Source organism: uncultured Aquimarina sp., from assembly GCF_947500065.1.
GTDB lineage: Bacteria > Bacteroidota > Bacteroidia > Flavobacteriales > Flavobacteriaceae > Aquimarina.
Genome location: NZ_CANMQT010000001.1, coordinates 954,464 through 972,464 on the forward strand (window position 1 = coordinate 954,464; position 18,001 = coordinate 972,464).

An 18,001-nucleotide genomic window follows, 5' to 3' on the forward strand; every position below is an offset into this window, starting at 1 on the left:
GCTAAAATAGTAATTATTGCTTTTAAATAACGAAAAAAAGCCGTTCTATTACAATAAGAACGGCTTTCAATATAAATCTTAGTTATTATTTATATAACTCCTTGTGCTAGCATAGCATCAGCAACTTTTACGAAACCTGCAATATTTGCTCCTTTTACATAATCAACATATCCATCTTCATTAGTACCATACTCAAGACAAGCTGAGTGGATTTCTCTCATAATTTGTCTTAACTTCTCATCAACTTCTTCACGAGTCCATTTATATCGCAGTGAATTCTGAGTCATTTCTAATCCAGATGTTGCAACACCTCCAGCATTAGAAGCTTTTCCTGGCGCAAAGAAAATTTTCGCTTTATGAAAAACTGCAATTGCCTCATGAGTACTTGGCATATTTGCTCCTTCACTTACACAAATACATCCATTAGAAACCAACACTTTAGCATCATCTCCATTTAATTCATTTTGTGTAGCACATGGTAAAGCAACATCACATTTTACTCCCCAAGGTGTTTTTCCTTTATGAAATTCTGCTGAAGGATACTTCTCTACATATTCGTTAATACGTCCTCTTCTAATATTCTTTAACTCCATTACAAAAGCTAACTTTTCATCATCAATACCATCTTTATCATAGATGTATCCTGATGAATCTGATAAAGTCACTACTTTTCCACCGAGTTGCATTGCCTTTTCTGCAGCATATTGCGCTACATTTCCAGATCCTGAAATAGCCACTACTTTACCTTCAAAAGAATCATTTTTAGTTGCCAACATGTCTTGTGCAAAATACACTGTACCATATCCCGTAGCTTCTGGGCGAATCAATGATCCTCCCCATGTAATTCCTTTTCCAGTTAATACACCAGTAAATTCATTACGCATTTTACGGTACATTCCGAACAAGAATCCAATCTCACGGCCACCCACACCAATATCACCTGCAGGAATATCAGTATTAGGTCCAATATGTCTATAAAGCTCACTCATAAAACTATGGCAAAAACGCATAATCTCATCGTCAGACTTTCCTTTAGGATCAAAATCAGACCCTCCTTTACCTCCACCCATAGGAAGTGTTGTCAAGCTATTTTTAAAAACCTGTTCGAAAGCCAAAAACTTTAGGATACTTAAATTAACCGAAGGGTGAAAACGAAGTCCTCCTTTATATGGACCAATTGCAGAATTCATCTGAATCCTATACCCCCTATTTACGTGTATTTCTCCATTATCATCTACCCAAGGTACACGAAACATAATGGCCCTCTCTGGTTCTACCATTCTTAATAGAATGTTTTTCCCATTGTAAATTTCTTTTGTAGCGATATAAGGAATTACAGTTTCCGCAACTTCTTGTACAGCTTGTAAAAACTCTGGCTCATGTGCATTACGAGCTCTTACTTCTTCCATAAATGCATCTATCTTTGCTTGCATATGTTAATCGAATTAATAGATTCTTATTTAAAGATTGATTTAACGTGTCAAATATATGATATTCTCAAAAAAATATATCTGATTTTTTGAATTTAATAATATGTTATCCTATTGCTTGTTTTAGATCTTCGATTAAGTCATTTACATCTTCTATACCAACACTTAATCTAATCAATGAGTCTACTACACCTGTTTTTTCTCGTTCTTCTCTTGGAATTGAAGCATGTGTCATACTTGCTGGATGTCCAGCTAAACTTTCAACACCTCCTAATGATTCTGCTAAAGTGAAAATTTTCAATTTTTCTACTATACTAATTGCTTCATCAAAATTACTGTCTTTGGTTACAAAAGATAACATCCCTCCAAATCCATCCATTTGTTCCTTTGCAATATTATGATTGGGATGATTTTCAAATCCTGGCCAATATACTTTTTTAATTTTAGGGTGATTTTCAAGATATTTAGCAATTGCTTCACCATTTTCACAATGGCGTTGCATACGCACATGCAAGGTCTTGATTCCCCTTAACGCCAAAAAACTATCCTGAGGCCCACATACAGCTCCACTTGCATTCTGAATAAAATACAAACGCTTCGCAACCTCATCATCTTTAACAATTAAAGCTCCCATTACCAAATCACTATGTCCTCCTATATATTTAGTAGCGCTATGCATTACAATATCAGCACCAAGATCCAAAGGTCTCTGCAAATATGGCGTTGCAAACGTGTTGTCTACAGCTAATAAAACATTATTTTCTTTTGACACCTTTGCAATTGCTTTAATATCAATAATATTCATCATTGGATTTGTTGGTGTTTCCACCCAAATCAACTTAGTATTTTCATTTACATACGCTCCAACTTTGCTAGCATTTCCCATTCCAACAAAATGAAATTTTATTCCAAAATCTTCAAAAATCTTAGTGAATAATCTATAAGTTCCTCCGTACAGATCATTAGTAGAGATAACTTCATCCCCAGGCTTTAGTAATTTAAGCACAGCATCTATAGCAGCTAATCCAGATCCAAACGCTAAACCATATTTTCCATTCTCTATGCTTGCAAATGCATTTTCTAAAGCTTTTCTGGTAGGATTATGTGTTCTGCTATATTCAAATCCTTTATGTCCTCCAGGTGTGGTCTGCGCATACGTAGAGGTTTGATATATCGGAGGCATTACAGCACCGTAAGCGGGATCATGTTCTTGTCCGCCGTGTATGGTTTTAGTATTAAATTTCACTATTTTCGATTTTCATAATAATTCTTGAATTTTTGACATTCTTTTGACAAAATCTGATATTTTCAAATAGAAAAAATCAACTTATATATTATTATGTTAAAAAGCTGAACAAATGTATGATTTAATTCGTTCTAATCATATTTCATTGAATACCTTTAGTAGATGATTAACACAAAAACTAACACAAAGTTGAAGTTCATTTTTTTTCTAGTATTTCTAGTCTGTTTTAGTAGCTGCGAAACAAATGAATCCCTCACTTTCCAGAAGCGAACTATCGCTATTGATGATTTTTTCGACTGTCAAACCACCGATTGTGCGATTACGGAAATCTTTCTATTGGAGTCCATTACTGAAAATGAAATGTCTAAAAAAATCAATCTAGAGATAGAAAAAACTGCTTGCACTGCTTTAAACCTCGAAGATGATTCTTCATTGTCTACTATGGAAAAAGCCGTTCAAAGCTTTAATAATTCTTATCAAGAAATGAAAAAAGAGTTTCCTGAAGAAATTATTCCATATGAAGCTAGTATTAATTGTGATATAAGTTTTCAAAATTCAACTCTACTTTCAGTCCTTATAGATTCTTATATTTTTACTGGAGGTGCTCACGGAAGCGGTAATTCTACATACCTAAATATGAATCTAAAAACTGGTGAAGTCATAGACAACAAAAATTTGATAAAAAACAACATCGAGTTTTCAAGCTTTGCAGAAAAAGCTTTTAGGAAAATTCATGAAATCCCCGAGAATACATCTATAAATAGTACAGGATTCTTTTTTGAAAATGACACATTTGTGCTTCCCACTAACATTGGTCTAACAGATACTCATCTAATATTACTATATAACCAATATGAAATCAGTTCATACGCTGAAGGGGCGATTGAACTAAAATTTAATAAAGAAAAAGTAGCAGAATATTTCTCTGTAAATATATTATAATGACTTTTTAAGCGCCAAGATATACCCTAAATGGATTCCTTCATGGAAGTTATTGAAACTAAATGCATCCTTTACTGATTTTAGCACAAAACCGGTACTTGTAGGGTATTCTTTATACTCCTTAAAAATCCCCGCATTAATATCCTCTTCTGTTTTATCCAAAGTAGAAAACAACAATTCCTTAACAACATTTACTTCCTCCTGTGATGCGTTTCTTTCTGTTTTTGTGCCTTTCATATATAAGCTTACCATTTCATCATCAATCACTAAAGACAATCCACTTAGCTTATAGACTAACAACTGCTGTGTAACAATTACATGCGCAATATTCCAAATCAAATTATTATTAAACCCTTCAGGGACTTTATTAAGATCCTCTAATGAATAGTTATCCATGAGTTTCGCCAGCAATCTTCTATTGGTTCTTGTAATTTCTAATTGATCCTTCATATCTACTTTGTAAATGTTCTTAATTTTTAGCCAAAAATATGAGTTTTCATTGTGAAATGAATTTCCTTTGTGTTGATTTTGACATTTTAAATAATTTTCCGTGAAAAAAATATACCATCTATCTACTTGTGATACCTGTAAGCGAATTCTAAACGAATTAAACCCTTCTTCAGATTTCACCCTGCAAGACATTAAAGTAGAAGCTGTTACACCTGAGCAACTAGAAGGAATGAAATCTCTTGTAGGTGATTATGAATCTCTTTTTAGCAAAAGAGCAAGACTGTATAAAGAAAGAGATTTAAAAAACCAACAGCTTACTGAAAACGATTATAGGGATTTAATACTCGAACATTATACCTTCTTAAAACGTCCTGTAATTCTGTATGATAACCAAATATTTATTGGAAATAGTAAAAAAGTGGTAGAAGCTGCAAATACAGCTATTAATGGATAAGAGATCGGTAGCATTACTTGCGGCCTTTGGTGCAAGTTTGATTTACGCAATTAATCACACCTTGGCAAAAGGAGTAATGCCTACATATATTAAACCTTTTGGTTTTATCCTTCTCAGGGTTATTGGTGCCGCAGCACTTTTTTGGCTCGCTTCAATATGGGCTCCAAAACAAAAAATTGAACGTGGTGACTGGCTAAGAATATTTGGATGTGCAATTTTTGGAATGGTGATTAATATGTTGATGTTCTTTAAAGGACTTCAACTATCAACCCCTATAAATAGTTCAGTAATGATTACCATCTCTCCTATTTTGGTATTCATTTTATCTGCCATTTTTCTAAGTGAAAGAATTACACTACTGAGATCCGTTGGCATTTTACTAGGTTTTTCTGGAGCGTTAGGACTCATTCTTTTTGGAGCAGAAACTAGACAAGATGCTCCTAATATCCCTTTGGGAAATATTCTATTTATTATTAACGCAGCTTCCTATGCTATTTATCTTGTTTTGGTTAAACCATTAACCGCAAAGTATCATTCTTTTACCTTAATGAAATGGTTTTTTCTGATTGGTGTTATTATCAATTTTCCTATTACAATTTCAGAATTTAGCGAAGTACAATGGACAACACTACCTTATGATGTAATATGGAAAATGATTTTTGTAGTAATAGGAACTACTTTCTTTACGTATTTATTGAATGTATTTGCGTTAAAAACATTAAAAGCATCAACTATTGGTGCATTTATTTATCTTCAACCACTATTGGCTATTAGTTTTGCTATGGCAATGGGTGCAGATTCTTTAAATCTTGTCAAAATCATATCTGCCCTACTAGTATTCCTAGGTGTATATCTGGTTACTAAAAAACCGAAAAAACTAGCTTAAATCAACAGGTATTTTCGCAAATTTTCTAGTATCCTCTTTCGTAAGAATTTTAAAATTCTCAGGACGCTCCACTTTATCCATAAACTGAAGCATTTCTTCAGGAAGCGCTATTAATTTTCTAGTTTTTAGATCTAACCATGCTCCCATCATTTCGCAACGTGCAAAATTTCTCCCTTTATGGTCATAAAAATTATGTACAAATTCAAAAAACTTTCCATCTTCACTCATTCCAGCTAACTCTAAAGAAACTTTTACCGGTTTTCCATAAAAGACTTCCTTAAAATAATAGATATGTTCATAAAATGTAATGGGTCCAATATTAAACTTAGCCAAAAGTCTTTGATCAAAACCCATATCGAATAAAAATGACATGCGTGTATGAGCAGCATACTCTATATACGTTTTGTTCCCTAAATGACGGTTAGCATCAATATCATTCCATCTAATTTCGAATTCTTTTAAATACATATCCAATTAATTTTACGCTGCAAAAATACAAAACACTTATTATGCTTGCATAATAAACTCCTGTTAAAATTGTATCTTTAATCTAATACATGGAAACATATCGCGGGATTAAAATTTGCGATATGTTTTTTAATTGATTACTCCTAAAAAGGAATTATTGTCAGGTAGGTTTTGAAAACCAGCATGGTCTTCTTATTTTAGAACAAAAATTAACGAATGTACATCAAACGTAATATCGGCTGGGGACTTATTCTTCGCTTTGCTTGGAGAAACTTACTTTTCTTCACCTTTTATACCGCAAGTATTTTTTCCTTATATCATTTTTTAGAATTGCATTTTATTGATATTCCTTTTCAACCACTTACTGTTATCGGTATTGCCGTAGCATTTTATATTGGTTTTAAAAACAGTCAGAGTTATGATCGTTTTTGGGAAGGCAGAAAAATTTGGGGCGGTATTGTTAATTATAGTAGAACATGGGCAAATCAAGTTTTATGCCTAGTTAATGATGATCCGGAAACAAAAAAAGTGCTTATTTATCGACATATTGCCTGGATTAATGCCCTTCGCATACAACTAAGACAACCAACTTCTTTTTCTATAAAAGAAAACGCTTCTGTAGAGCGTCTTGTTAAAAAACATGGAGAAAAAAACCCTGCTTGTGATGCCACAAAGCAATTTGTTACAATAGAAGAATATACCGATTTATTACAAAGAAAAAACGCAGCAACGCATTTAGTAAAAAATCAAGGGTTACATCTCCAAGAGCTATATAATAATGGAAAGATCACTGAATTCGACAAACAGCTTTTTCACGGAGTATTGGAAGAATTATACAATCTCCAAGGAAAATGTGAGCGAATCAAAAACACTCCTTTCCCAAGACAATATGCTTATTTCAGTACCGTTTTTACTTGGATTTTTGTGTTACTATTGCCTTTCGGTTTACTCAATGTTTTTGAAAACGAACTCAGTGATATGACACATCATTTAAAACCATGGTTTATCTTTTTGATGATCCCATTATCAGTATTAGTATCTTGGATATTTACTACCATGGAAAAAATTGGCAGCAATAGTGAAGATCCTTTTGAAGGAAGAATTAATGATGTTCCGATGACAGCTTTATGCAAAACTATTGAGATTGACCTAAGGGATATGCTGGATGAAAAAAACCTTCCGGAAAAAGAAAAACCAAAAGATAATATCTTGTATTAATGCCTATAATAACATCACAATATACGCCTCCTTACTTTTTTAGAAATGGTCATTTTTCGACCATATTTCCTAATTTATTGAGAAAAGTCAATGGAATTGATCAACAACGGGAACGAGTAGAATTAGATGATGGTGATTTTATAGATATAGATTGGAGTTATGGAGCTAATTCGGAATCTACGAGACGGGTGGCTGTATTAATTCATGGTTTAGAGGGCAATGCTCAACGACAATACATCACAGGATTAGCGAGACATCTAAACAATAATCATTGGGATGTAGCAGCAGTAAATCTTCGCAATTGTAGTGGAGAAGTAAATCGGTTATACAGATCCTATAATGCGGGAGTGAGCGATGATTTAAGCTCCATTATCACACACATTATTGAAAAAGATTATGGTACTGTTTCTATATGTGGATTCAGCCTTGGAGGAAATATTGCATTAAAATATTTAGGAGAAAGAACAATTCCTTCTCAAGTTAAATCTGCTGTTACGGTATCTGTCCCCTGCGATCTTTATGATTCTTTATTAGCAATTAACAAGCCTTATAATTTTATCTATCAACAACGTTTTATTAGAAGTTTAAAGAAAAAATTACTTGAAAGGCAAGACGTTTTCCCAGATAGAATTAGCAAATCAGATATCAATGCTTGCAAATCTCTTATGGATATTGACGATCTATATACCAGTAAAGCGCACGGATATATTGATGCTATTGATTATTATCAAAAATGCAGTAGTAAGCAGTTTTTAAAGAACATTAAGATACCAACACTTATTATCAACGCTAAAAATGACACTTTTCTTGGAGACTCTTGCTATCCATCAGAAGAAGCTAAAGAAAACGCTAATTTGTTTTTAGAAACCCCAAATTTTGGAGGTCATGTAGGTTTTTATCTTCGCGGAGAAACATATTATAACGAACATAAAACCGTAGCGTTTTTACAGAAATGGTAAGTTAGATTAACGTTTTTACCTTTTTTTGTAATACATTTCTTACAATAGTTTATAAGTGAAACAAATGTTAACCCAATGTTAAGGTTTTGTGTGGTACTTTTTTACCCCTTTATCGAAAATCTTTTTTTTATTAGGAATATTTTAAGAGTTTTGGTCGTTTCCTTATCAAATCATCAAGGAAATTAAATTATAGCTAACTCAAACTCAATAAAAATGAAAAAAAGTTACAAAAACCTTACTGGGGTATTTGGCTTTATGCCAAAAAGGTTTGGAAAACTACACACGCTAGTTTTTTCTACAATGTTTCTCCTATCTACTGGAGTATTTGCGCAATCAAAAGAAGCCAGATCCGAAATTAGGTCAAAAAGTAATATTTCTAAACTTAATCAACTACAAGTACAGAATACTGAAAAAGCTGTTACTCTGAAAAAAGCTGCAATACAGGCTGCTCAGAGAAATGGATGGCCAGTAAAAACCACATTAGAAGATGGAAGTTTTGCAGAACTGCAAAGACTTTCCGAAGATGGAAGTCCTATCTATTATGTTACTAGTAATGTTGCTGCAGCTAGATCTACTAGAGCAAATCATCTTAATAGTGGTGGATCATTAGGATTAAATCTTGATGGACAAAACATGACTGCTTATGTATGGGATGGTGGTCACGCCAGAGCTTCTCACCAAGAATATGATGGCGCTGGAGGTAACAATCGTGTTACTATACAGGATACTTCAACAGAAGGAGGTCTTCAACTTAACTTTCACGCTGCTCACGTAACAGGAACTATTATGGCTTCTGGTGTACAAGCAAATGCAAAAGGGATGGCATCTCAAGCAAAAGTTAATGGCTATATGTGGAATAATGATGTTGCTGAAGCTACTACTGCTGCTGCAAACGGAATGCTTCTTTCTAACCACTCTTATGGTTTTAGAAGTGATTTAGTTCCTGATCAGTATTTTGGTGCTTATATCGATGAGTCTGAAGCTTGGGATGAAGTAATGTTTAATGCACCGTACTATCTTATGGTAGTTGCTGCAGGTAACGATGGTAACCAAAATAGTTACAATGGTTCTCCTCTTGATGGTAACTCTTCTTATGATAAATTAACGGGACATTCAACTTCTAAAAACAATATGGTTGTTGCCAATGCTCAGGATGCTAGTATAAATGCAGACGGTTCTTTGAGTAGTGTATCTATCAATAGTTCTAGCAGTGAGGGACCAACTGATGACTTTAGAATCAAACCGGATATTACTGGTAACGGTACAAGTGTATATTCTACTTATGAAAATAGTGATACTGCATATGCTAGTATAACTGGAACCTCTATGGCATCGCCAAATGTTACAGGATCTCTATTATTATTACAACAGCATTACAATAACTTAAACGGAAGTTTTATGAGAGCTGCTACACTAAAAGGAGTGGCACTTCATACTGCAGATGATGCGGGACCTTCTGGACCCGATGCAGTATATGGATGGGGATTAATGAACACTAAAGCTGCTGCTGAAACTATTTCTGCAAATGGAAATGAATCTAAGGTTGAAGAATTAACTTTAAATAGTGGTCAAACATATTCAATTACAGTTGATTCTGATGGAGTAAACCCTTTAATGGCTTCTATCTCTTGGACAGATCGTGCAGGTACTGCAACTACTGCTACCAATTCAAATACAGCTGTTTTAGTAAACGATTTAGATATTAGGGTTACAAAAAATTCTACAACCTATAGCCCTTACAGACTAACAGGAGTAACAACAAATGGAACAGGTGACAACACAGTAGATCCATACGAAAGAATTGATGTAGCTAATGCATCAGGTTCTTACACAATAACGGTAACGAACAAAGGATCTTTAGTTGGCGGAAGCCAAAATTTCTCACTTGTAGTAACTGGATTAACAGGAACACCTGTAGTTTGTAATGCTACTTTACCAGCTGGAGTAGGATCTTCTAATGTGGGATCTGATACAGCAACTATTAACTGGACCGCTATTCCTGGTGCATCTTTTGACGTAAGATATCGTCAAACGGGTACTTCAAGCTGGACAACTCAGTCAGCAGGTGGAACTTCTTATGTAATTTCTGGATTAACTGCTACTACATCTTATGAAGCTCAGGTAAGAAGTACTTGTTCTGATGGAACAACTTCTTCATATAGCGCATCAACAACTTTTACTACTACCGAAGTTCAATTAAACTATTGTGCGTCTAATGGTAATAGTGTTGCTGATGAATATATTGGTAATGTACAACTAGGAACAATTAATAATGCTTCTGGTGCAGGAAGTGGTGGTTATAGCGATTTCACATCTATTTCTACCTCAATTGCAAAAGGAAGTTCTAATACGATTACTGTAACACCAACCTGGACAGGTACAACTTATAGTGAAGGATATAGCGTATGGATTGACTACAACCAAAACGGTGTATTCACAGATTCTGGAGAACAAGTATGGACTCAAGCAGCTACTCAAACTACACCGGTCAGTGGAAGCTTCACAGTACCAGCAAGTGCTGCAAGCGGAAACACAAGAATGCGTGTTTCTATGAAATATAATGGAGTACCTACTTCTTGTGAATCATTTCAATATGGAGAAGTAGAAGATTATACAGTAACAATAGGAGCTTCTCAAGGAGATACACAAGCACCAACAGCACCAGCTGGACTAACTGCATCTAATGTAGCTGAAACTACATTAACGTTATCTTGGACCGCTGCTACGGACAACGTAGGTGTAACTGCATATGATGTATATCAAGGAAGTACTATTTTAGGAGAAGTTACAGGAACTACTACTAATGTAACAGGATTAACAGCAAGTACTGCATATCAATTTAGTGTAAAAGCAAAAGATGCTGCTGGAAACGAATCTGGATTTAGTAATACAGTTGATGTTACAACAGCAACTCCTCCTGACACGCAAGCACCAACAGCACCAACAGGATTAGCTGCATCTAATGTTGCAGAAACTACGTTGACTTTATCTTGGAATGCTGCTACAGATAATGTAGGTGTAACAGCCTATGACGTATACCAAGGAAGTACCAATTTAGGTGAAGCTACAGGTACATCAACTAACATAACTGGATTAACTGCTGATACAGCATACCTATTTAGCGTAAAAGCAAAAGATGCTGCTGGAAATGAATCAGCATTTAGTAATACAGTAAATGTTACCACTACTGGTGGATCTACAGGAGGAGGATGTACATCTGGTATTTCTTCTTTCCCTTATGCTGAAGGATTTGAAAATACATTAGGAGCTTGGACTCAATCAACTGCTGATGATATTAACTGGACAGTTGATGCTAATGGAACACCTTCTAGCGGAACAGGACCATCTTCTGCAACACAAGGTTCATATTACATTTTTGTAGAAGCGTCTGGTAATGGAACTGGATACCCTAACAAACAAGCAATATTGAATTCTCCTTGTTATGATCTTTCTAGTCTTTCGGAAGCAAGTTTATCATTTAGCTACCATATGTATGGAGCAACAGATATGGGAAGTATCGCTGTAGAAGCTAGTACTGATGACGGTGCAACTTGGACAAGCCTTTGGAGTGAATCAGGTAATAAAGGAAATTCTTGGTTAGACGCTAGTATTGATCTTGCCGCTTATGTAGGTGGAGGAGTGCAATTACGTTTTAACAGAATTACAGGATCGACTTGGCAAGCTGATATTGCAATAGATAATCTTTCATTAACCAATACATCTGGTGGTGGTGGATCAACAGATATTTGTGAAGGAGTTTCAGAATGGAGTAGCTCTCAATCATACCAAACTGGAGATCAAGTTACATATCAAGGTAACTTATTTGAAAGAACTGCTACAGGTTGGACTAATCTTGGAGCTTGTGGAACTACAACATCATTCGCTACAACTTCTGATGACCTTCTAGGACCACCAATTGTGTTATTATCGGTTTATCCTAATCCTCTAAAAGGAGCGACTCTTAATGTAATTGCTGGAAATAAAGGAAGTCAAGAATTTTCAATTCATAACCTATTAGGACAAGAAGTACTTAAAGGAAGCTTCTCTAATACGATAAATGTTCAACAACTAGAGGTTGGAGTATATATGTTAAAAGTGGGTACACAAACTACTCGTTTTATAAAAGAATAAAAATTATAGATAGATAACCTTAATTTTTATAGAAGCCCTGAAGCAAAAATGTTTCAGGGCTTTTTGTATACTTGTTATTCTTTACTAATTGAATGACATTTACTATGGAACACTTTGAAACAGATAGACTTTTATTAAAACCTGCAACCATTGAAGATGCCGCTTTTTATCTAAAACTACTTAACTCTCCTAAATGGTTACAAAACATTGGAGATCGAAATGTTAGATCTATCGAAGATGCAGAACACTATATTACCGAAAAAATGATGCCTCAACTAAAGCGATTAGGATACTCTAATTATACAGTGATTCGAAAATCGGATAATCAAAAACTTGGTTGCTGTGGTTTATATGATAGAGAAGGAATAGAAGGTGTTGATATAGGCTTTGCTTTTTTACCAGAATATGAAGGGAAAGGGTATGCATATGAAAGCGCTCTGAAAATAAAGGAGGCTGGTATTTCTCTATTCGGAATAAAAAAGATAAGTGCTATCACCATACCAGAAAACAAATCTTCACAAAAACTATTAGAGAAGTTAGACTTTTCCTTTATCAAAATCATTAATATTCCCAATGATGATGAAGACCTTATGTTGTATGAATATCATGTTTAAACAAAAAATCATCATCATCAAATAAAATGTATCGCCAAAATGTCAATGAATTAATTTCGTAGAAAATAGCGTAAAGAAATTAAAATTGACTAGTGTGTAAAAACAATCATTAATATGGAAGAAGATGAACTATAACGACATATTTACGTACAAAAAAACCTGTTAAGCTCAATAGACTAACAGGTTTATTCATCGCGACTTGGGGAGGTTACGATTAATTAACAACAAAAAATCACATAACAAAAACAATAGTTTTTGTTAAAACAAAAATACTTTCTTTGCTAAATACATACAGTTAGAAATCAATTCGATTGTAGGCTTAACTGACTTCTGTAGACGATTTATACGCTTTTTCATAATAGGGCAATGTGTGAGGGTTAAAACTTAATTAATATTTTAAAAAGAGAACAATAAAAACTGTACTTCTTTATAGGGAATGCTAATATGCAAAATATTATTGGAAATAACGTTTAAATACCATTAAAATCGACAAAATACACTAAATTTTAACATTTATTAGCGTTTTCATTGTATTTATAGGTTAAAGTAAAGGTTTAGGTAAGTAGAAACAGTAACAGATAAGTAGTCTTTTTCCTACAGTTTATCTGTTTTTTCGCCTTTTATACAATAACGTATTATTTTTTGATTTATTATTCGTAGCAGTTTATTTAATAACCGTATACCTGTAAATAGAATTTGATTAAATCAATCTAAGACCATTTCGGGTACATTCCCATCAATTATAAGCTTTCCTTCTGTAGCTTTTTCTATATCTTCAATACTCACTCCCGGAGCTCTTTCTAACAATTTAAATCCATTCTCGGTAATTTCTAAAACAGCCATATTCGTAACCACCTTCTTGACACAGTTCACACCTGTTAACGGCAGTGAACATTTACTAAGTAATTTAGACGCCCCTACCCTATTGGTATGCATCATTGCCACAATGATATTTTCCGCACTAGCAACGAGATCCATAGCACCACCCATTCCTTTTACCATTTTACCAGGAATCTTCCAATTAGCTATATCTCCATTCTCAGCAACTTCCATAGCACCTAGTATTGTTAAATCTACGTGTTGTCCCCGTATCATATTAAAACTTGCAGCAGAATCAAAAAAAGAAGCACCAGGCATTGTGGTAATAGTTTGCTTACCTGCATTGATAATATCAGCATCTTCCTCTCCTTCATATGGAAATGGCCCCATACCCAGAACTCCATTCTCACTCTGAAACTCTACTTCTATTCCCTTAGGGATATAATTTGCCACCAACGTCGGGATACCTATCCCTAGGTTTACAAAATATCCATCCTGAAGTTCTTTCGCTATGCGTCTTGCTATTCCATTTTTATCAAGCATACTAATCTTCTTCTATATTATATAACTAATTCTAATTTGGCTGTGGCGTCATTCTTAAATACGGCTTAATCTCCTTATGACCTTTAGGAAACAATGAAGGTATATCTTCATTACTAACTGAAGGAACTATCACACAGTCATCTCCTTGGTTCCAGTTTGCAGGAGTAGCTACCTTATGATACGCCGTTAATTGTAACGAATCAATTACTCGCAATAACTCATCAAAATTACGTCCGGTAGATGCAGGGTATGTAATTGTTAGTTTTATAGTTTTATCAGGCGCAATCACAAAAACAGATCGCACTGTTAATTGACTATCTGCTTTTGGGTGTATCATATCATATAACTCAGATACATTTCTATTTTCATCTGCAATAATGGGAAAATTAACCGTTGTATGCTGCGTTTCATTAATATCCTTAACCCATCCTAGATGAGATGCTACATCATCAACACTTAGTGCAGCTACTTTTACATTCCGTTTATTAAACTCATCCGTATACTTAGCAACAGTTCCCAGCTCTGTAGTGCAAACAGGTGTATAATCCGCAGGATGCGAAAATAAAATACCCCAACTATCTCCTAGCCAGTTATGAAAATCAATTTCTCCTTCTGTCGTTTGCGCAATAAAGTTTGGTGCTTCATCTCCTAATCGTAATGCCGCCATGATATATGTGTTTTTTAAGTTTTTAAAAAAAGCTTGTAATTATTCCCTTTTTCGAACTGTTCGTTGTTCAATTCTTTTTTCATATTTTTCTCCCTGAAAAATTCTTTGTACAAAAATCCCAGGAACATGTATATGGTCAGGATCTAAACTACCAGCAGGAACTAATTCCTCTACCTCCGCTACTGTAATTTTTGCCGCTCCGCACATACAAGGATTAAAATTTCTTGCGGTACCTTTAAAAATAAGGTTTCCAGCTTCATCGCCTTTCCAGGCTTTTACAAAAGCAAAATCCGCCTTAAAAGCGTTCTCCAGTATATACATTTTACCATTAAATTCTCTAGTCTCTTTCCCTTCAGCTACCTCAGTACCATAACCTGCTGGTGTGTAAAATGCTGGAAAACCTCCTTGAGCGGCTTTACATCGCTCCGCTAGTGTACCTTGGGGAATAAGCTCCACGTCTAACTCTCCGCTTAACATTTGTCGCTCAAATTCATCATTCTCACCCACATAGGAAGAAACCATCTTTTTGATCTGTTTTTGCTGAAGTAAAAGCCCTAAACCAAAATCATCAACACCGGCATTATTAGAGATACAGGTCAATCCTTTTATGTTTTTTTTAACTAGTTCTGCAATAGAATTTTCTGGTATTCCGCAAAGCCCGAAACCTCCAAGCATAAAAGTCATATTATCTTTTACACCTTCTGTAGCTTCAATAACTCCAGCCACCGTTTTACGAATCATAATGTTCAATTTTAGCAGATTAAAAGTACTAAAAAAATAGTACTAAAACGTTTGAAGACTAATAGTTTTAGAAATATTTATTTCAGAAATTAAATACGTAGTTCATCATCAACCTTAATGCTTTTTTCATATACTTCACAATCAAGCTGGATGGAAAGGTTTTCCGGTTTTTTAAATTCAGATTTCGATATATTCAAATTTACATCTTCATAGCATTTTTTCATATACAAAGCCCAAATCGGAAGTGCCATAGTTGCTCCTGCTCCATATTTTGTAGATTTAAAATGTGTCGATCTATTATCTCCTCCTACCCAAACTCCTGTACACAGATCAGGAACAATTCCCATAAACCATCCATCACTTTGATTCTGAGTAGTTCCCGTCTTTCCTGCGATTGGATTTGTAAATCCGTATGGATGACCAGTAACCACGTTCTTATAAATATATTGACTAGAAGCTTTCGTCCTTAGTCTTTTACCTGATCCCGTTTCTGTAACTCCTTCCATCAAATTAAGTGTTACATAAGCAGATTCTTTACTAATTACATCTCTTTTTTCCGGAAAATTACCATAAAGCAATGTTCCATTCTTATCCTGTATATGAGAAATGATGACTGGTTTTGTATATATTCCTTCATTAGCAAAGACACTATAGGCGCCTACCATCTCAGAAAGTTTAAGAGTTTCTGTTCCCAAAGCAATTGAAGCTACGGAATCTATTTCAGATTGAATACCTAATTTTTTAGCCAAATTGATAATAGGTTCTGGTCCTATTCTATCCATTAATCGCGCAGAAACTGTATTTACGGATCCCGCCAATGCATCTTTAAGCGTTATAGATCCAATATAATTATCATCTGTATTAGTTGGAGTCCAATCTTCTCCTGACACTCCATGCTTACCAACTGGAATCGTCACTTTTGCTCTTGGCATTTTATAACAAGGAGAATATTTTAATTGATCAATAGCAGTGGCATAAACAAATGGTTTAAATGTGGATCCTACTTGTCTTGCTCCTTGATTCACGTGATCATACTTAAAATATTTATAGTTAATACCTCCCACCCAAGCTTTTACTGCTCCAGTTTGTGGATTCATAGACATTAATCCAGTATGCAAAAATCTTTTATGATATAAAACAGAATCTCTAGGAGTCATTATGGTATCCATAATTCCATTCCAAGAAAATACTTTCATATCTACTTTCTTATCAAAAGAAGCAAGAATTTCTTTTTCACTTTTACCTTGCTTTAGCATTTTTATTCTTCTTGGAGAAGTTTTGATAGCATGGTTTATGATTTGATCTATTTGTTGCTTAGAAATGCCTCTAAATGGTGAAGTAGTATTCTTTCTTTCCTGTCTATCAAATTCTTTTTGAAGATTACTCATATGCTGTAAAACCGATTCTTCAGCATATTTTTGCATGCGAGAATCAATAGTAACATGAATTTTAAGGCCATCGCTATAAATATCGTAATACTCTAATTCTCCTGCTTCATTTTTTCCCTTGGGATTCTTCTTAATCCATTCTTCTACCCATTTCTTTACTTGCCTTCTAAAATAAGTCGCTTTACCTTCAGAATATCCTTCAGGAGTATAATTTAATTTTAGTGGTAATTGTTTCAAACTATCTTTTTCCTCAACTGTTAGGTATCCATATTTAGCCATTTGACTTAATACAGTATTTCTTCTATTTAAGGCTTTTTCTAATCTTGTTTTCGGATTATAAATAGTTGCACTTTTCAGCATTCCCACAAGCATTGCCGACTCTTCTACTTTTAGATCTATAGATTTTTTATTAAAATAGATTCTTGATGCAGATCCTATTCCTATAGCCTGTCTCGCAAAGTCATATTTATTAAGATACATCACTATGATCTCCTCTTTTGTGTATTGTCTTTCTAAGCGTGCAGCAATTACCCATTCCCTAATTTTCTGAGTATACTTATCCATATTTCGGGATCTAATACCTATAAAAAGTAATCTTGCCAACTGTTGTGTAATAGTACTTGCACCTCCTCTTCTACCAAAAGAAGTAAAAGCTCTAAGAGTGCCTCGTGCATCGATTCCTGAATGTTCATAAAAACGAACATCTTCTGTAGCTATCAAAGCATTTATTAAATGTGGCGGTAAATCATTATAATTAATTGGAGTTCTATTCTCATTGGGCTTAAAAATAGTTCCTAATTGCTCTCTATCAGAAGATATAATCTGGGTAGCCAAATCATTTCTAGGGTTTTCCAATTGCTCAAAGGTTGGCATTTCTCCCAAAGCACCCCAACTAGCTAAAAGGAATAATAAAATTATGATTATCAGAATGGAGGTGAAACCTATCCAAAAATATTTAATATATCTACTGACACTAAAATTAATTGGTTTTATATGATTTTCTTTGGACACTGATTGTTTCATTCTTATCTAATAGATTACATCC

Annotated in this window: 15 protein-coding genes; 7 read left to right on the top strand and 8 right to left on the bottom strand. The window is 34.3% G+C overall.

The features are described from left to right. Nucleotides 1–89 precede the first annotated feature (89 nt). On the bottom strand, nucleotides 90–1,433 hold the full coding sequence (gene gdhA, locus Q0975_RS04285) for an NADP-specific glutamate dehydrogenase (protein ID WP_299433582.1): 1,344 nt from the start codon (nucleotides 1,431–1,433) through the stop codon (nucleotides 90–92). A gap of 103 nt (nucleotides 1,434–1,536) precedes the next feature. Beyond that, a complete protein-coding gene (locus Q0975_RS04290) occupies nucleotides 1,537–2,676 on the bottom strand; it encodes a cystathionine gamma-synthase (RefSeq protein WP_299433584.1) in 1,140 nt (379 codons plus the stop codon). A gap of 189 nt (nucleotides 2,677–2,865) precedes the next feature. Here Q0975_RS04290 and Q0975_RS04295 point away from each other — a divergent pair, with 189 nt between their 5' ends. Then, on the top strand, nucleotides 2,866–3,618 hold the full coding sequence (locus Q0975_RS04295; RefSeq protein WP_299433587.1) for a DUF3298 and DUF4163 domain-containing protein: 753 nt from the start codon (nucleotides 2,866–2,868) through the stop codon (nucleotides 3,616–3,618). On the opposite strand, the gene Q0975_RS04300 is transcribed toward Q0975_RS04295, so the two are convergent. Further along, nucleotides 3,613–4,068, bottom strand: coding sequence for a DinB family protein (locus Q0975_RS04300; protein ID WP_299433590.1), 456 nt, complete (start codon nucleotides 4,066–4,068; stop codon nucleotides 3,613–3,615). The two genes, Q0975_RS04295 and Q0975_RS04300, sit on opposite strands and share 6 nt — an antisense overlap. 100 nt (nucleotides 4,069–4,168) lie before the next feature. On the opposite strand from Q0975_RS04300, the gene Q0975_RS04305 reads away from it, so the two are divergent. Next, entirely contained in the window at nucleotides 4,169–4,522 is a 354-nt protein-coding gene (locus tag Q0975_RS04305) for an ArsC/Spx/MgsR family protein (protein WP_299433593.1), read from the top strand. Beyond that, on the top strand, nucleotides 4,515–5,408 hold the full coding sequence (locus tag Q0975_RS04310; protein ID WP_299433596.1) for a DMT family transporter: 894 nt from the start codon (nucleotides 4,515–4,517) through the stop codon (nucleotides 5,406–5,408). Before Q0975_RS04305 ends, Q0975_RS04310 begins: the two co-directional genes overlap by 8 nt. On the opposite strand, the gene Q0975_RS04315 is transcribed toward Q0975_RS04310, so the two are convergent. After that, nucleotides 5,400–5,876, bottom strand: a complete 477-nt coding sequence (locus Q0975_RS04315) for a thioesterase family protein (protein ID WP_299433599.1) — start codon at nucleotides 5,874–5,876, stop codon at nucleotides 5,400–5,402. The genes Q0975_RS04310 and Q0975_RS04315 overlap by 9 nt on opposite strands. A gap of 216 nt (nucleotides 5,877–6,092) precedes the next feature. On the opposite strand from Q0975_RS04315, the gene Q0975_RS04320 reads away from it, so the two are divergent. The 4 genes from Q0975_RS04320 (at nucleotide 6,093) to Q0975_RS04335 (ending at nucleotide 12,798) form a co-directional block, all read left to right on the top strand. Continuing rightward, the gene (locus Q0975_RS04320; protein WP_299433602.1) at nucleotides 6,093–7,094 is read left to right on the top strand and encodes a bestrophin family ion channel; all 1,002 of its coding nucleotides are present in this window, start codon (nucleotides 6,093–6,095) and stop codon (nucleotides 7,092–7,094) included. Beyond that, nucleotides 7,094–8,053 carry an alpha/beta fold hydrolase gene (locus Q0975_RS04325; RefSeq protein ID WP_299433605.1) on the top strand — a complete coding sequence of 320 codons (960 nt, stop codon included), beginning with the start codon at nucleotides 7,094–7,096 and terminating at the stop codon, nucleotides 8,051–8,053. The genes Q0975_RS04320 and Q0975_RS04325 overlap by 1 nt, the downstream gene beginning before the upstream one ends. Before the next feature lie 213 nt (nucleotides 8,054–8,266). Then, the gene (locus tag Q0975_RS04330) at nucleotides 8,267–12,184 is read left to right on the top strand and encodes a fibronectin type III domain-containing protein (protein ID WP_299433608.1); all 3,918 of its coding nucleotides are present in this window, start codon (nucleotides 8,267–8,269) and stop codon (nucleotides 12,182–12,184) included. Between the two features lie 104 nt (nucleotides 12,185–12,288). Next, nucleotides 12,289–12,798, top strand: a complete 510-nt coding sequence (locus Q0975_RS04335) for a GNAT family N-acetyltransferase (RefSeq protein ID WP_299433611.1) — start codon at nucleotides 12,289–12,291, stop codon at nucleotides 12,796–12,798. A gap of 705 nt (nucleotides 12,799–13,503) precedes the next feature. Here Q0975_RS04335 and Q0975_RS04340 read toward each other — a convergent pair. The 4 genes from Q0975_RS04340 to Q0975_RS04355 all read right to left on the bottom strand — a co-directional run bounded on the left by Q0975_RS04340 (nucleotide 13,504) and on the right by Q0975_RS04355 (nucleotide 17,979). After that, nucleotides 13,504–14,160: a 3-oxoacid CoA-transferase subunit B gene (locus tag Q0975_RS04340; RefSeq protein ID WP_299433614.1), complete on the bottom strand. Its 657-nt coding sequence runs from the start codon at nucleotides 14,158–14,160 to the stop codon at nucleotides 13,504–13,506. Between the two features lie 31 nt (nucleotides 14,161–14,191). Then, entirely contained in the window at nucleotides 14,192–14,827 is a 636-nt protein-coding gene (locus Q0975_RS04345) for a peroxiredoxin (RefSeq protein WP_299433617.1), read from the bottom strand. Nucleotides 14,828–14,866: 39 nt separating this feature from the next. Continuing rightward, entirely contained in the window at nucleotides 14,867–15,568 is a 702-nt protein-coding gene (locus Q0975_RS04350; RefSeq protein WP_299433620.1) for a CoA transferase subunit A, read from the bottom strand. An 89-nt stretch (nucleotides 15,569–15,657) separates the two neighbouring features. Next, nucleotides 15,658–17,979: a transglycosylase domain-containing protein gene (locus Q0975_RS04355; protein ID WP_299433623.1), complete on the bottom strand. Its 2,322-nt coding sequence runs from the start codon at nucleotides 17,977–17,979 to the stop codon at nucleotides 15,658–15,660. Nucleotides 17,980–18,001 lie beyond the last annotated feature (22 nt).

Excerpts from the sequence above, each read along its gene's own strand:
- Q0975_RS04340 (WP_299433614.1), bottom strand. The coding sequence starts at position 14,160 with ATGCTTGATAAAAATGGAATAGCAAGACGCATAGCGAAAGAACTTCAG.
- Q0975_RS04335 (WP_299433611.1), top strand. The coding sequence starts at position 12,289 with ATGGAACACTTTGAAACAGATAGACTTTTATTAAAACCTGCAACCATT.
- Q0975_RS04315 (WP_299433599.1), bottom strand. The coding sequence starts at position 5,876 with ATGTATTTAAAAGAATTCGAAATTAGATGGAATGATATTGATGCTAAC.
- gdhA (WP_299433582.1), bottom strand. The coding sequence starts at position 1,433 with ATGCAAGCAAAGATAGATGCATTTATGGAAGAAGTAAGAGCTCGTAAT.
- Q0975_RS04320 (WP_299433602.1), top strand. The coding sequence starts at position 6,093 with ATGTACATCAAACGTAATATCGGCTGGGGACTTATTCTTCGCTTTGCT.
- Q0975_RS04310 (WP_299433596.1), top strand. The coding sequence starts at position 4,515 with ATGGATAAGAGATCGGTAGCATTACTTGCGGCCTTTGGTGCAAGTTTG.
- Q0975_RS04355 (WP_299433623.1), bottom strand. The coding sequence starts at position 17,979 with ATGAAACAATCAGTGTCCAAAGAAAATCATATAAAACCAATTAATTTT.
- Q0975_RS04325 (WP_299433605.1), top strand. The coding sequence starts at position 7,094 with ATGCCTATAATAACATCACAATATACGCCTCCTTACTTTTTTAGAAAT.
- Q0975_RS04330 (WP_299433608.1), top strand. The coding sequence starts at position 8,267 with ATGAAAAAAAGTTACAAAAACCTTACTGGGGTATTTGGCTTTATGCCA.
- Q0975_RS04350 (WP_299433620.1), bottom strand. The coding sequence starts at position 15,568 with ATGATTCGTAAAACGGTGGCTGGAGTTATTGAAGCTACAGAAGGTGTA.
- Q0975_RS04345 (WP_299433617.1), bottom strand. The coding sequence starts at position 14,827 with ATGGCGGCATTACGATTAGGAGATGAAGCACCAAACTTTATTGCGCAA.
- Q0975_RS04300 (WP_299433590.1), bottom strand. The coding sequence starts at position 4,068 with ATGAAGGATCAATTAGAAATTACAAGAACCAATAGAAGATTGCTGGCG.